Genomic DNA, 15,738 nt, shown 5'->3' on the forward strand with positions numbered 1-15,738 from the left:
CAACTCGGTTCGCAAAATGGTCTGACCCGGAGCATGAATCCAAGAACCTGAATCCAAGAGCTCGACCCAATACTGCATCAATCGTCCAAATTTCAGAAATTCAAATTAGCGCAGAAACTCTAACGAAGTAGGTGGAGCATTCGTTTGAGGCTGGTCTGGGCGTTCCAATCGGGTTGGATTTTGAGGTTCCTTCACCAGCACATATCGATCGCCCCAGCCGTAATTCTCTGGTTCCAAAGCTGCTGGAGCAGGTTGACCGAGGTTCGGGGCAGTGAGGGCGATCGTTTGGCTCACTTCTGCATATCGCTGTCCTTCTACGGTCGTGCGAACAATGCCACGAGGCAACCTGAATCCTTTTTCGGCAAGCTGTTGCTCTAGAGGCGTTAGCTGATCCTCAGCAGTAAGCATGGTTACAAAGGAGACAGTCTCGGCAGGTTTCAGCGTTAGCCCCAGTTTAGGCTGCTGCATTTGCCACTCCTCCCAGCCTTTGCCATCTGTGCCCTGCTGCTGAAGGGTGAGTTCAGCCTGCCATTTACCTTCAACGACGGTGGTTGAAGCGTAGTCTAGAATCTCAAAGGTTGAGCTAGGTGGGTTCACCGTGCTTTGTAAGCTGGCCAAATCCGATGAGCTTGTTGGATAAAAGTAGCGAATTGCCGCAACGGTGATTGGCGTATTGTCTGGAAGGTTTGTGGTTCCAGAGACAGTGTAGCCGCTACGCTTGGAGCCAGATTCCACTGCCATTTGTAGACTCACTTCTTGAGGCTGACCCGGAAGTGTTAGCGTCCTACAGCCGATCGTTAAAGGCAGCAGACTGGTGATCACAAGGAGGCATGGAAGCCAACGCCATTTAGCTGAATTTTGGGCAGGAAGCCGAAGACAAAGCTGAAGCAAACGATCGCACATGACAGAGCAACTGAGAAGGGAATGGCAGAGTAAATACGATCGCTTCTACGTGAGAAGCAAGCCGATATCAGGATTTCTACCTAGCCTTATTCAATCCTTTACAGCCCGCTTTATCGAGTCATTATAGAACAGTTATTTCTTCAGGGAAAACAAGGAAATTAGCGAATTTCAGCCATTTGGCGGAGTTGTGAAGTATCAGAAGAGTTTGTAATAGAAATCACAGAAGATAACTTCTCTTTGAAGTCGCAGCCTAGAATTTAGTTCTTGCGGTAAGTCGTTTTCCCTTGTGTTTTGGCTAGAGTTTGTCTCCCTTGTCCACCGTTTTTTGAACCATGAGACCTTTCTAGGCTGCTCTTCTGATGTAAGTTTTTAAGTTAATTCAAAATCATTTCTGCCTTCAATTACCAGGAAGTTTGGCAAAGCGAGTTGATCGCTTTTCTCCTGGCTTGTTCACGATCGCTTCAACGTCCTTCCAGCTTATATCCTGCAGCGCCCCATGAATGAGCGGAGCCATGATCTGCTTAAGCTGGAGCGTTATCACATCAAGCTAAACCTCATCGTTCTGAACTTACAGTTCTAGCAACTCCAGACTTACAGTTCTAAACTTAAAGCCCTAAACTTTTAGTCCTAAACTTCAGTTTGTAATAGCCAAAACCCGGTGTAGGTCATTCCAGAATTATCGGGCTGAACTAATAGAAAATGGAGTCCTTTTGCCTGTGACTGGCGATCGCGAAACGTCTTCGCCGCCTGAATTACATCAGCATCTTCAAACGTTGTTAAGACCCATCGCTCAACCAAACCTGCCTCTAAAATTAAGCCGTCTGGCTGTCCAGGAATATAGTTGAGAAATACCGGGCGCGATCGCTGGAGCCATCGAGCGAGATTCATCGACTGTCTGCCCCCATCAATCACCACACCCGGAATGGGAAGCGTTGAAGGAAGCTGGAGCTTGATCGGAAACAGAGCATCCGGCATTTCACGAATTGGAATCGGGCGATCGATAAACGCTGAGACAAGATCCCCGGCTGGGAGTGCGGCAAACCGCCATCGATCGCCCCACAGGTTTTCGGGCAAGGGTAGGGGAGCCGGACGATCGAGCGTAATTGGATCGTAGGGTTGATTCGTGTAGTGGGGGAGCGAGCGATATTCAGCCGCTCTCTGAATTAAAAACTGCTTCAGAGCAGGAACAGAGCGGGTTTGCTCAACTTTGAGGCCCAGTTTCTCTGCTGCCGCCAGCATCAGGCTCACCGACTGAGGACGGAAAACCTGGAGACGATCGGGCTTTTCCTGCGGGTCGATCCACTGTTGAAGCTGAGCTGCGATCCAGTTTGAATCTGCCTCAGACTGAGAACAAAAGGCACTTGCGGTAAATTTGCCGTCAGTGTCGCAAACGACCAGTTCCCAGAGCGGACTGCCTACAGCATCTTGAAGCGGACGACGATAGAAATCAGCTTGCCAGCGCATAAATAGAGACGATCGAATTAATTTTTGGGGCTGTCCCTTCAACCATACGCGATGACGTGGACAGAATAATCTACCGTCAGAAACGCTCAGGCTCTAAAACTTATAACTACAACATTGAGAACTTGTGCCAAGATGATAGGTTGGCTTTCACCTTGGCTTCACCGCTGCCTTTACTAATTGTCTTTACTAACGGCAACAAAAACCCGCTTCTAAAATGTTCGTTCAGGCACAATTTAGATATCCCTTTCATTAGCAAGATCATTAGCAAGATAAGCCTTTGGTTAAAGTGTTCTGACCTAAGTTCCCACCAGCTTCTATCTCATCTAACGCGACAGGTTTACTTATGAGTACCTCACCGATTCGGTTTTTGATGTGTTCCCCCGACCACTATGACGTGGACTATGTGATTAATCCATGGATGGAAGGGAATGTTCACAAGTCTTCTCGCGATCGAGCCGTAGAGCAATGGCAAAAGCTATATCACGTCATTAAGGACCATGCCATTGTTGATTTAGTCACGCCACAAAACGGTGTACCGGATATGGTGTTTACTGCCAATGCCGGACTCGTTTTAGAAAAAACAGCCGTCCTTAGCCGTTTCTATCACAAGGAACGTCAGGGCGAAGAGCCTTTCTTCCAGCAGTGGTTTGAAGAGCATGGCTTTACCGTGCATACGCTGCCTAAAGATTTGCCGTTTGAAGGCGCGGGCGATGCGCTGCTCGATCGCGAAGGTCGCTGGCTCTGGGCAGGCTACGGATTTCGATCGGAGCTAGATGCTCACCCCTATCTAGCAAACTGGCTGGATATTGAGGTGCTGTCACTGCGGCTGATGGACGAACGGTTTTACCATCTGGATACCTGCTTCTGTCCGCTGGTAGATGGCTATCTGCTTTACTATCCGCCGGCGTTTGATTCCTATTCCAATCGCCTGATCGAGATGCGCGTTCCCGAATCAAAGCGAATTGCGATCGAAGAGGCAGATGCGGTCAACTTTGCCTGCAATGCAGTGAATATCGATCGCACGATCATCATGAACAAAGCTAGTGCGGAGTTGAAACGGCGGCTAGAAGCGATCGGATTTCAGATCGTCGAAACGCCCCTGACCGAATTCCTCAAAGCAGGCGGCGCAGCGAAGTGTCTCACTCTGCGAACCATAGAAGCAGTACAGCCAATTCACCATGCAGTGGCGGCAATCGAGTCGCGCGTGGTGCAGCTCGAAGGGCATTTGCTTGATTCGGGTCTGATCAACCGGGCGTTAGATACGATCGTTGAAGCGGGCGGCAGCTTTCAGGTTTTAAACTTCCGGCTGGGCGAACAGCGTCAAAGCACTTCTACTGCAGAGATTCGCGTCACGTCTCCCGATCATGACGTGATGGAAAATATTATGACGCAGCTCATTGATATGGGCGCAGTCGCTCGTCCGCAGGAGGTTTGCGACAATCAGCTTGAAACGGTGACCAAAGACGGCGTTGCACCCGATGATTTCTATGTCACTACGATTTATCCCACCGAAGTGCGCGTTAACTGCGAGTGGATTAAAGTCCAGAATCAGCGCATGGATGGGGCGATCGTCGTTTCGCAGACTCCAGAGAAAACCACGGCAGAATGTAAACTGCTGCGCGACCTGAAGACGGGCGATCGCGTGGTTGTGGGGGTTGAGGGCATTCGCACCATTCGCAAAACTGAGTCTCGTGAGCAGCGCAACGCGACCCAGACCAAACCAGACGAATTCAGCTTTATGGGTTCGGGTGTATCGAGCGAACGCCGCGTCGAGCTAGTAGTCGAGCAGATTGCCTGGGAAATCCGCAAGATCCGCGATCAGGGCGGCAAGGTGGTGGTCGTCGCGGGTCCAGTCGTGATTCATACGGGCGGCGGCGAGCATCTGTCTCACTTGATTCGCGAAGGCTATGTTCAAGCACTCCTGGGTGGCAATGCGATCGCGGTTCACGACATCGAGCAGGCCATGATGGGCACATCGCTAGGCATGGATATGAAGCGTGGCGTTTCAGTTCGGGGTGGGCATCGCCATCACCTGAAGGCAATCAACACGATTCGTCGCTGCGGCAGCATTGCGGAAGCCGTTGAACAGGGCATACTTACCGGTGGCATTTTCTATGAGTGCGTTAAGAACAACGTCCCCTTCTCGCTGGCAGGCTCAATTCGGGATGACGGTCCCCTTCCTGATACGCAGATGGATCTGATCAAGGCGCAGGAAGACTACGCACAACTGATCAAAGGAGCTGACCTGATTCTAATGCTGTCTTCGATGCTGCACTCGATCGGTACAGGCAACATGACTCCGGCAGGTGTGAGAATGGTCTGTGTTGATATCAACCCGGCGGTTGTGACTAAGTTAAGCGATCGGGGTTCGGTGGAATCGGTGGGCGTTGTGACGGACGTAGGCTTGTTCCTCAGTCTGATGGTGCAGCAGCTCGACCGGTTGACGAGTCCCTATAAACTGGCGCAAACCGTCTAGCAGTGACCAATTTTTAACTGATTGTTAAATCACTGGAGGGGTGGGCAGTTGTCCCCCCTTTTTTTTGAGCCTGATATCCGCTTCTAGAAGTCGATCGCCGAAAAGCTGCGTAACCGCCTATGATCTGTAAAAGTCTGCCTTGCGATAGACCTTTTCTCTGCGATCGTAGGGTTTTGTTGGGTTTCTAAATCGATTGTTTCAGCAGTTTTTAAGTCTCCTCTGAGTCTGATATGAGCAATTTCCCTGCAACCGTAACTCCTTTTGCCCCGGATGTTTTCGCCGATCATGACTGGTCGCTTTTGCTGCAACAGCTTCTCGATGGGCAATCGCTGACGGTGGATCAGTCTGTGGCATTGATGGAAGGCTGGCTGGCGGAGGCAATTCCACCCGTGCTGTCAGGGGCAATTTTGACCGCAATTCAGGCAAAGGGCGTTTCAGCGGCAGAACTGACGGGCATGGCGCAGGTGCTTCAGGCGCGTTCGGTCGGCGGCACAGATACCTCAGGATTTCCCACTCCCCGAATTGATACCTGCGGCACAGGGGGGGATGGCGCATCCACGTTTAATATCTCAACGACCGTGGCGTTTGTGGCGGCGGCAGCAGGGGTTGCGGTGGCAAAGCACGGCAATCGATCGGCTTCCGGTAAGGTTGGTTCGGCAGATGTGCTGGAAGCGTTGGGTGTGAATTTGAGCGCTTCGCCCGATCGCATCAAAGCGGCTCTATCAGAAGTGGGCGTAACGTTTCTGTTTGCGCCAGGCTGGCATCCGGCGATGAAAGCAGTCGTCCCCCTGCGAAAAGCGCTGAAAGTGCGAACAGTGTTTAATTTGCTGGGTCCGCTTGTGAATCCGATGCGTCCGACCGGTCAAGTCGTGGGCGTGTTTAGCTCTAATTTAGTAGAAACAATCGCCCAATCAATGCAGCAGCTCGGCATGGCAGAGGCAATCGTACTGCACGGACGAGAGAAATTAGACGAAGCGGGACTGGCAGACGCAACCGATACGGCAATTCTGTCTGGAGGCGAGGTTCGATCGCTAACCCTGCACCCCGAAGCCTTGGGACTCACCCCGGCTCCCACCGATGCCCTGCGCGGCGGCGAAGTGGCGGAAAACGCCGAAATTCTGCGTTCGGTACTGCAAGGTAAAGGGACACTGGCACAGCAGGAAGTGGTCGCCCTCAATGCTGCCCTTGCCCTTAAAGTTGGATGTGCCCTGCCGGAGGTTTCCAATGATCCGATCGCGACCTACCGTAAGGGAATTGCGATCGCCAAAGACATTCTCGCTAGCGGAGCCGCCTGGAAAAAAGTTGAGGAACTGACTGCATTTTTGCAAGTTGGTTAAACTCTGTATCCGGGCAGCAATCCGACGAGAGCGATAATTTTATCCGCAAATAGGGCATCCTCCTCACAGCCTTGGTGTGATTTACCGCGATAGGAGGGATGTGATGAAGCTTGCTCATGCGATCGTCTTGCTTACCAGTTTAGGAATTGGTTGTACGGCTGTCTCTGAAAGTGTTCTGGCGCAAACGGCTCCTGCCCCTGCCCAAACGCCTGCCTTACGGCCGAGTACAGCCAGTGCTGAACAGTTCTATCGCAGTGGGGTAAACCAGATTAACGCTGGAGAATTTGAAAACGCGATCGATAGCTTTAATCGTGCGCTCAATCTGTCTGCGAATTATGCTCCCGCCTATCTTTATCGCGGCTATGCTCAGGCAGCTCTGGGAAATTACACCGTTGCGGTGCAGGACTATAACCAGGCAATTGAACTTGTGCCTAATGATCCCCAGGCTTACTTTTATCGGGGCGTGAGCTACTCCAGCCTGAACCAGCCTCAGCAGGCAGTCTCTGATTTCAACCGCGTCATTGCCCTTGCACCAGAAGAACCGGATGCCTATGTTCATCGCGGCGCACTCAAAGCCAGCTTGCAGGATCAGCAGGGGGCACTGGCAGACTTTAACCGGGCGATCGATCTCGATGACGAAGACGCAGAGGCGTATCTCAATCGAGGCAGCATTTTGTTTGGGCTGGGTCGGACTCAAGATGCGATCGCAGACTTAAATGAGGCAATCGATCTCAATCCCGAATCTCCTTATGCCCATTACAATCGCGGCTTCATTTACTCCAGTCAGGGCGGACTGCGAACGGCAGTGGTCGATTTTACACGGGCGATCGAACTCAAGCCAGACTACGCAGAAGCCTTCCGCAATCGGGGGCTAATGCAGGCAAAGCTGGGCAATCATTCTGCCGCGCTCGGCGATTTAAACCGGGCACTGGCTCTAAATGCAAACGATGCCGAAGCCTTTAAGGTGCGGGGCGATGTGCGGGTTCTGGCTGGAGATTTGGTAGGCGCGATTTCAGACTACGATCAGGCACTTGCACTGCGTCCAGACTATGCCGATGCCCTCCGTAGCCGCGCCGATGTCCGTGTGGCGATCGGAAATCCAGCTGGTGCGGACGCAGACTATAGCGAATTCCTGGCGATTCAGCCCGAAGCTGCCGAAAACGGATCAGAAACCGCTGCGGTATTGAGCGATCGAGCCGAACTGCGGTTTGCAATGGGCGATCAGCAGGGCGCAATGGCAGATTACACTCAGGCAATCCAGCTCAACGGTCAAGACGCTCAGGCGTATATGAGTCGCGGTAGGCTCCACGCTAATCTGGGAGATCCCACAGCCGCCAGAGCCGATTTTCAGCAGGCAGCTAATCTTTTTCTCCAGCAGGGGCAGGCAGAAGGCTACCGTCAGACTTTGCAAGAAATGCGCGGATTGCGATAGTTTGACGACCCGAACTGCCCCTAAATCCCTCCAAGAATTCCTTCAAGTAAGGAGCTTTGAGCCGGAAGAGAGTTTCCTAGCTTTGGAGATTTCTACAACATCACTCTGAAAAAAGCAGCGACGATCGCCGGAAAAATCGCTACAAAAAAGGAGCCAGGATTTCCTGAACTCCTCTTTTTTTATCGTTTATCTAGCTTGGAAGACGATCCGTCCATTCATTAGAACAGGATCAGAGTCTTAGGCAGAAAGCGATCGGCGTTTTGCCACCAGTCGGAAGACTTCGATAATGTCTCCGTTCTGCCAGTCGCGGAAGCTGTCGGAGCCAATACCACACTCGTATCCGGCATTGACTTCCTTCACGTCGTCCTTCACCCGCTTCAGCGAATCCAGGTTGCCCTCAAAGACAACATCGTTTCTGCGGCGAACGCGCATCTTCGTGTTGCGGATTGCCTTACCCGACAGGATGTAGCAGCCTGCAACGGCTCCTCGTCCCACGGTAAAGACTGCCCGTACCTCTGCCTGACCGAGGGGCTCTTCTACCTGTTCGGGTTCCAGCAGACCTTCCATCGCACCCTGGATGTCTTCCAGCAGCTTGTAGATGATGTTGTAGTCGCGGACATCTACTCCGGCACCGTCGGCTGCCTGACGCGCACCGCTGGCAAGCGTCGTATTGAAGCCAACGATTACGGCACTACTTGCCGCCGCCAGATCCACGTCTGTCTCGGTAATTTCGCCCGGAGCAGCAAGCAAGACGCGCACCTGAACCTCTTTCTGCGGCAACTGCTGGAGCGCACCGAGGATTGCCTCGACCGAACCCTGCACGTCTGCCTTCAAAATCAGATTCAGTTCCTTCAGATCGCCTTCCTGAGCTTGAGCAGAAATGGTGTTGAGGCTAACCCGACGCGACGCCATTGCCTGTTGAAGGCGAGACTGACGCTGCTGATCCAGACGACTGCCTGCGACTGCACGCGCTTCTTTCTCGTCGCGGTAGACCTCAAAGTCATCACCTGCCGCCGGAACATCGCTCAGACCCAACACCTCAACTGCAAAGGAAGGAGTTGCTGCATCTACGCGCTTAAGGCGATCGTCGATCATTGCCCGCACCTTACCAAAGGTAGAACCTGCGACCAGCACATCGCCCACGCGCAGCGTCCCGTTTTGAACGAGCAGCGTCGCGACCGGACCCCGTGCCTTATCCAGGTGTGCCTCAATCACCGTGCCCTTCGCGGTGCGATCGGGATTGGCGTAAAGATCTTCGACTTCAGCCACCAGCAGCAGCATTTCCAGCAGCGTATCGAGGTTGTCACCCTGGAGCGCGCTCACCGGAACCATAATCGTTTCGCCGCCCCACTCTTCAGGAACCAGGCTGAACTCAGTCAGTTCCTGCTTGACGCGATCGGGCTGAGCTCCTTCTTTATCGACCTTGTTGATCGCAACGACGATCGGCACTTCAGCAGCTTTAGCGTGGCTAATTGCTTCGATCGTTTGAGGACGCACTCCGTCATCAGCAGCTACCACCAGTACGGCGATATCCGTGACTCTTGCGCCTCGTGCCCGCATTGCAGTAAAGGCTTCGTGACCTGGCGTATCCAGGAAGACGACCTGTTGTGTACCGTTCTCGGTGTCCACATCCACGTGATATGCACCAATGTGCTGCGTAATGCCGCCTGCCTCGCCCTGAGCCACCTTCGTTTTGCGGATCGAGTCGAGCAGCGTGGTTTTACCGTGGTCAACGTGACCCATGATCGTCACTACAGGCGGACGCCGCTGGAGGTTTTCTAGATCCTCGGCGGACAGCATTTCGGTGATCTTCTTGGCTTCGGCTTCCACTTCGCCTGTCTTCACTTCGATCTCGTATTCCTGCGCCACCATTGTCGCGGTGGGAATATCAAGAATCTGGTTGATGTTTGCGGCAATTCCCTTCATAAAGAGAATCCGAATTAGCTCCGTTTCAGGGACGGCCAATTCGATCGCCAGATCGTGAACCGAGAGCCCGCCCGTAAGGGTAATTTCCGTCGGACGCTGCCGCATTTCTTCCTGCTGCTTTCGGTCACGCCGACTGCGGAAGGATTCAGACGATCGCTTCTGCTTCACAGGAGCAGCTGCTGCCACGGGTTTCGCTTGCTGTCCAGGACGGCTCTTCGGCTTCGGCGGACGTGCCAGCGAGAGGCTGACCTGTATAGGAGCATCCTCATCAAGCTCATCTTCGTCGAGGATATCTTCTAGCTCCAGATCTTCCTCATCAATCACAGGCTGAGCGCGTCGCTTAGTCTTCGTCGCTGCCTTGCCTGTCTTAGCAGCTTCCTTCTCTTCCTCTTCTTCCTCCTCCCAGGTCTTGCCTCGCTTGGGCGGACGATTCAGAGTGGGACGACGAACTTCTTCACCACCCGGCACAAAGGGTCTAACAATACCACCGTCTTCGGTTTTCGCAGCCGTTTCCGCACCGTCTCCGCCTTCTCCGGGACGCGTGGGTTTGCGGCGCAGCTCAATAACGGGCTTGGGCCTCAGCGGTGATTCCGGGCGACCCGCACCACCGGGCTGATCGTTACGTCGAGGAGCTTCCCGAACCGAAACGCCACCTTCACGCGCTTGGACAGGCTTAGCTCCTACTTCTACCTGCTCTGCCGCTTCTGCTCTTGCCTTCCTCAAAACGGGCCGGTTAGTTAGATTCGGGGCTGAGCCATCAGCCGCCTTGACCGGACGAGGCGGAGGAGAGCTAAGCTGGGGCTGGGGAGCGCGAACGGATTCCACCCTGGGAGCCGCCCCATCATCAGAAGAGCTGCTCTGCATTGGCCTTAGTGCAGCTACCTGCGGCGTTTCCTCAACCGGAGCTTCAGCTTGAACTAGCTCTATCTCGACAGGAGCTTCGACCTCTTCTATCGTCGCTTCGATCGATTCGGGACTGAGCTGGGCCGCTTCGTCTGCTGGTGCTGAACGAACCGGGCGGCTGGGTGAATTGAGCTTTGCGGGGGCTCGGTCTGCGGTAGGTGTGGCGGGGGCAGAAGCCGAGCTGGTTTCAACCTCTGCACGCTTGGGCGGTTCTGCAAGAGGGCGGGTTCTGCGAATTTCTAGAATTTGCTGCTTCTTCACAGGGGGTTGAATACTAGACGGCCTTGACGAAGCACCTGCCTGAGAAGCACCTGCCTGAACTGATGCCATAGGCCTGGGTGCAACAGCATGGTTGGGTGTGTATTTCTCGGCAGCAGAACGAATCCGCTCCGCTTCCGCCTCAGTAATGGTGCTGCTATGACTCTTGTACGCAATATCAAGCTGGTCGCAAACTGCCAGAATGTCTCGATTGTCCAAATTCAATTCCTTCGATAACTCGTATATTCTCACTTTGCCGTTATTCATCCACTATCCCCTCTACGTCCCAAACGATCTTGATTAGGTTACATACTGACCTGCACTTCTGGTGTACAAAACAAATCAATCCCACCTGGAACTGTTTTACCTTATCGACTCAAGCAGGCAGTTTACCCCTTCCTTGAGATTGATTCAGGCTCAACAGCTTTTATTTAATCAGATGAATTGAATACTGCTTTACCGGGATAAAACAGCTTCCCTTATCATCTTGCACGAATTTCGGAATGTTGAAGACGTTTTTCAGGTTAAGAACGACTTGCACCACGGAGTGCAATCCAGGCTTAGATGACTCAGGTTTCAGTTCTTGCGGAGTGCCTGACCTGATAGTTACTGCTTAACGAATGCCCTGCCTCCGTGAGTGCATCAATTCAACCAATCTCAATCGATTAACCTCAACTTATTACGCCTCTCTGGGAAAAATCGCTCGCTTGACTTTCCCTGACTCAGAAAGGATATATCAACAATTACTCTATCGTAGCGGTTGTGGAAAGTCGTTGCCACAGAGTTCGATATATTTCTTCAGAAACTGTCGCCTTCAAGGCACGTCCCAGACGATCTTTACGTTGAGCAGTCTGAAGACAGGCCGAGTCTGGACAAAGGTAAGCCGATCGCCCCATCCCCTGATCTAGCATAACAATTTGTGAAGGAAACGATCGCACGACACGCCAAAACTCTTCTCTGGGAGCAACACGGCGACAGCTAATGCAGCGGCGATGGTTGGGGGGCATAGGGGTGGATGGGTAGGGATTAAGGGTAGGGCAAGGGAAGGGAATGAGTGAAGGGATAGGGCAACAGGGTGAAGCAGCAAGGACGTAAAGCCTGGAGGAGATAGCCTCATAGGGAGCGTCGTAGGGTAAGAGACAACACTTGCTCTTTTTCTTTTGCTCACCCGCTGCCTAATCTCGTCCTTGGGTACACCTTAGGTACAGCATGAAACTTTACTCACTCCTCTACCCTCCACCCTTGCACCCCTCCACCCTCACCAACTCCTACGATCGCTCTGGACGCTGCACTGCTTCTCCCAATTCGCTTCCAAAGCCATCTCTAGCGGATTGTGCCATTTCCTCAGCATCGAAGTCTTGTTCGGTCAGGACGGCTGCTTCGTCTTCGGCAAGGGGTTCTTCGTCGTCGTACTCGTCCTCATACTCGTCCATTTCGGCTTCGCGGGCGAGGCGGCGTTCTTCAGCAAGTGCTTCCATTTTGCGGGTTTCGGCTTCGTAGTCGTATTTAGCAGTGTCTTTGATATCAATTTTCCATCCGGTGAGGCGGGCTGCCAGGCGCACGTTTTGCCCTTCTTTGCCGATCGCCAGACTGAGCTGGTCATCGGGAACAAGGACATGAGCCTGCCGCTCATCGGGGTTAATCAGCCGGACTTCATCGACCCTGGCAGGGCTGAGGGCGTTAGCAATGTAAGTAGCGGGGTCGGGCGACCAGCGAATCACGTCAATTTTTTCGCCGCGCAGTTCGTTTACCACAACCTGAATGCGTGATCCCCGTGCACCGATACAGGCTCCAACGGGGTCAACATCTCGTTCCAGAGTATCGACGGCGATTTTGGTGCGGGGTCCAACCGATCGTGAGGGCGGATTGGCTTCCCGTGCCACTGCCACGATCCGCACGACCTCGTCTTCGATTTCGGGCACTTCAGTGGCAAACAGGTCTACCACCAGTCCGGCATCTGCCCGTGATATTAAGAGCTGTGGTCCGCGATGGGAGCCTTCCAGCACCTTCTTCAGGAACACTCTGAACGTAGCGTTTGCTCGATAGTTGTCGTTGGGCAACTGTTCGCGTTTCGGCAGTTCAGCTTCGACATCAGGTTGACCGAAACCGCTATTGACTGCCATGACAACAGACTGCCGCTCAAACCGCAGAACCCGGGCCTGAAGCACCGTGCCTTCTAGCTCCTGGAATTCTTCCTGAATCAGCTTGCGCTGCTGATCTCGCAGTTTTTGCGCTAGCACCTGCTTTGTTTGGATGGCTGCCATACGTCCAAACTCACCCTGGTCTGGGGTAACATCCAGGACAACCGTATCGCCCAACTGCGCTTCGTCGGCAACTTCCTGCACTTCTTCCAGCGAAATCTGGTGATCGGGGTTGGAGACTTCTTCCACGATCGTCTTGGTTGCTAGCACCCGAAACCCTTCGTCTTCGATATCAAGTTCGACTTCAAAGTTATTGAAATATTCTTCGTCAAACGCAGATACATCTGGGCGATGGGTGCGGCGGTAGCGTTCGTAGCCTTTGAGCAGTGCTTCGCGCAGGGCAGCCTGAACCGCGTGCTTGGGCAAATTTCGTTCGCGGCTGATGCCATCAATTAGTTCCTGGAGTCCAGGAAGGGCAACCATTGACATAGGTTAAGTCCTCTCTTCAGTTGTCAGTATCTTCAGTTGTTTAAATTTCTTTGCGGGTGAATTGTTGCTGCTATTCCTCAATGCCATCGACGAGCTGCACCTGACTTACCAGATGACGCGGGATGGCGATCGTGCGTCCTTTGCGGTTCAGGCGAACTGCCTCCTCATCGCGACGCACTAGCCGACCCGTCCAGTTGATATGACCCGAGTATGGCTCTGTAGTCGTCACCAGAACCGGAAATCCCTTAAAGGAAATGAACTCGCGATCGGAGGTGAGCGATCGAGAAATTCCAGGACTGGAAATCTCCAGAACATAGGCATCGGGAATTATACTCGACGCATCCAACGCGGCTTCAAGAGCACGGCTCATGCGCTCACAGTCATTCAGACTGGTATCGGCTTGCAGGTTTCGCACATCTACCCGCAGCACAGGCGGACTTTGGTTGGTTTGAAACACAGCTCCAACCACTTCTAGCCCCAGGTCGGCGGCAACGGGCGATGCGAGTTCGAGAATGGGCGGAATTAAAGGATGGGTCATGGCAGGTTGCAAATCAGATAACCGTTGCTTTCCTCAATCTGTTTGATGAAACTGAATTTGAGAAATCGTGAGCCACGGTAAAACGCAAAGACAATAAAACACAGCAATAAAACGCAAAAAAGTGGGCGATCGACCCACTTCTGACGGGAGTTATCATCAGAACCCCGGAAAGCAGTTTTCCCGGTAGATTTTCAGTTTAACGTATGGGGTTTGAGATGGAACGGGGGAAAGGAAATTGGCAGGAATGGGTGAAGCGTTGAGGGGATGGGAGGATAAGGGCTGATTGAGCAGTTTTGCTAAAGGTTTATTATTTGTTTTGGGGAATTTGATAAAGCCGCTGGGTCATCGATCGCAGGCTGTCGTTGTCGGCTTCGTTGATGCGCTCAACGTAGTTGACTTTGACTTCGTCCAGAAGGGCGATCGTAAGTGCCTGAATTTCAGTGAGTGCCTCGTGTTGCTGGGCTTCATTACGGAAGGTTTGGTTGAAATTGCTGACGAGTTTTTGCATCAGGGCTGACCCGACTTCATCTTCCAGAGCGGTGGTAACAGCACGGTAAGCGTTTTGGGAAATTTGATTCGCCATTTCGCGGCTGAGCTGGTCTGACCAGTGGCTCATTCCCGGAATTTGGCGCAGTCCGGCATAAAGGGGAGAGCTGTTGATTGCCTGAGCAAGGCTGTGGTGCAGTAGGGCATCCAGATCCGGCTGGACTTTGGGGAAGACGCGATGCACCAGCAGATCGGTCAAGTGTCGGGATAGGACGGCGACTTCGTCTACGTTGTTGAGATCAATGTAGGGGCGATCGGGCTGAAACAGCCAGCGTTTGATTGCACCGCCGCGAATCAGTTCCTGCATCTGGTCAACAATTCGCAGCACAACCATTTCGGTTAGCTCGACAGCAACGCTCGAGACACCCAGACGCACCACGCGCTTGCTGATCGGTCGGAGATTCACTAACTGCGATCGATGCAGCCGCACCGTCACCGGAATAATTCGCAAAATCCGCCAGAAGGGAAGCAACAGCAGCAGATCATACCAGCGCAGCACGATCGCATCCAGCCAGGTTAAGCCCGGATAGCGGCGCATCAGGAACAGAATCCGGGCAGACATCTCGATCGCAAATAGCCCGATGAACCACATATCGATTCTCCAGAACCGATCGATCGGCTTGCCGTTTTCCCCAATGCCCCGGAAATAGTTGCTGGCAAACTGAGGACGGATTTCCCGGTTGAAAAAGGCGATCGAATCATTCCAGCCTGCTTGAGTGAGATAGGGCTGACTCCAGAAAGTAGTGAGGGCCTGGGTTGCCGATTCCTGCCGCAAACGATCGCGCATTCGGTTCTTGATGCGTTCTAGCGAACCAGACTTCCCCGCACTCTCAAACGGATTTTCTTCGATGATTTCCTCGCTGCGGCGGCGGAGGTCTTGCAGCAGTAGGGCAGTTTGGGGAGACTGTAATCCGGTTTGGGCAATCTGTTCGTTTAGGCGATCGACTGTTTGCAGGTAGGCAGCCGTGGTGCGGTGCGGTTCAATGCCTTTGATGTGGTAGCCATACGCTTGGGTGAACCCCGGAAATACACGCATATACTCATCGCGCAGCGGCAAATAGCTCCAATCAAACAGCACCAGCAAGAAGCTAATCAGCGCGAGCAATGCCATCAGCTTTTCAAACCATAGCCTGCCGCGTGGCTGTTGCCTCACCCTTGCGCCCTGCCGAACTCGAACATTAATCGCCATTGCCCCACTCCTTGCCCTTTCCTAATAGGCTTTTTCTCTTTCCCGATCGCCTGAACGCTTGCAGTACAATAATTTACGATTGCTGATTTGCGATCCCCCCTTCTCTTCATCACTCAAAAACACCCTTAAAAAATCA

Annotated in this window: 10 protein-coding genes; 3 read left to right on the top strand and 7 right to left on the bottom strand. The window is 53.0% G+C overall.

Annotated features, from left to right (window positions below; translation table 11 throughout):
- Positions 1 to 105: 105 nt before the first annotated feature.
- Complete coding sequence (locus NDI45_RS19855; RefSeq protein WP_348248416.1) at positions 106 to 903, bottom strand: hypothetical protein; 798 nt, start codon at positions 901 to 903, stop codon at positions 106 to 108.
- Between the two features lie 627 nt (positions 904 to 1,530).
- Positions 1,531 to 2,367, bottom strand: a complete 837-nt coding sequence (locus NDI45_RS19860) for a Tab2/Atab2 family RNA-binding protein (RefSeq protein WP_348248417.1) — start codon at positions 2,365 to 2,367, stop codon at positions 1,531 to 1,533.
- A gap of 343 nt (positions 2,368 to 2,710) precedes the next feature.
- Between NDI45_RS19860 and NDI45_RS19865 the strand changes: the two genes are divergently transcribed.
- From NDI45_RS19865 to NDI45_RS19875, 3 genes are all read left to right on the top strand, one after another.
- Entirely contained in the window at positions 2,711 to 4,843 is a 2,133-nt protein-coding gene (locus tag NDI45_RS19865; protein ID WP_190792229.1) for a TIGR00300 family protein, read from the top strand.
- A gap of 230 nt (positions 4,844 to 5,073) precedes the next feature.
- Complete coding sequence (gene trpD / locus NDI45_RS19870) at positions 5,074 to 6,180, top strand: anthranilate phosphoribosyltransferase (protein ID WP_348248418.1); 1,107 nt, start codon at positions 5,074 to 5,076, stop codon at positions 6,178 to 6,180.
- Positions 6,181 to 6,283: 103 nt separating this feature from the next.
- Complete coding sequence (locus NDI45_RS19875) at positions 6,284 to 7,612, top strand: tetratricopeptide repeat protein (protein WP_190792227.1); 1,329 nt, start codon at positions 6,284 to 6,286, stop codon at positions 7,610 to 7,612.
- Between the two features lie 237 nt (positions 7,613 to 7,849).
- On the opposite strand, the gene infB is transcribed toward NDI45_RS19875, so the two are convergent.
- The 5 genes from infB to NDI45_RS19900 form a co-directional block, all read right to left on the bottom strand.
- The gene (infB, locus tag NDI45_RS19880; protein WP_348248419.1) at positions 7,850 to 10,966 is read right to left on the bottom strand and encodes a translation initiation factor IF-2; all 3,117 of its coding nucleotides are present in this window, start codon (positions 10,964 to 10,966) and stop codon (positions 7,850 to 7,852) included.
- A 476-nt stretch (positions 10,967 to 11,442) separates the two neighbouring features.
- Positions 11,443 to 11,706, bottom strand: a complete 264-nt coding sequence (locus NDI45_RS19885) for a YlxR family protein (protein ID WP_190792225.1) — start codon at positions 11,704 to 11,706, stop codon at positions 11,443 to 11,445.
- 261 nt (positions 11,707 to 11,967) lie between these two features.
- Positions 11,968 to 13,329 (bottom strand): transcription termination factor NusA, encoded by a 1,362-nt coding sequence (gene nusA, locus NDI45_RS19890; RefSeq protein ID WP_190792224.1) that lies wholly within the window; start codon positions 13,327 to 13,329, stop codon positions 11,968 to 11,970.
- 70 nt (positions 13,330 to 13,399) lie between these two features.
- The gene (gene rimP / locus NDI45_RS19895; protein WP_190792223.1) at positions 13,400 to 13,867 is read right to left on the bottom strand and encodes a ribosome maturation factor RimP; all 468 of its coding nucleotides are present in this window, start codon (positions 13,865 to 13,867) and stop codon (positions 13,400 to 13,402) included.
- Positions 13,868 to 14,174: 307 nt separating this feature from the next.
- Positions 14,175 to 15,602, bottom strand: a complete 1,428-nt coding sequence (locus tag NDI45_RS19900) for a hypothetical protein (RefSeq protein WP_190792222.1) — start codon at positions 15,600 to 15,602, stop codon at positions 14,175 to 14,177.
- Between the last annotated feature and the right edge of the window lie 136 nt (positions 15,603 to 15,738).

The organism is Leptolyngbya sp. GB1-A1, from assembly GCF_039962475.1.
In the GTDB taxonomy this organism is placed as follows: Bacteria; Cyanobacteriota; Cyanobacteriia; order Elainellales; family Elainellaceae; genus Leptolyngbya_A.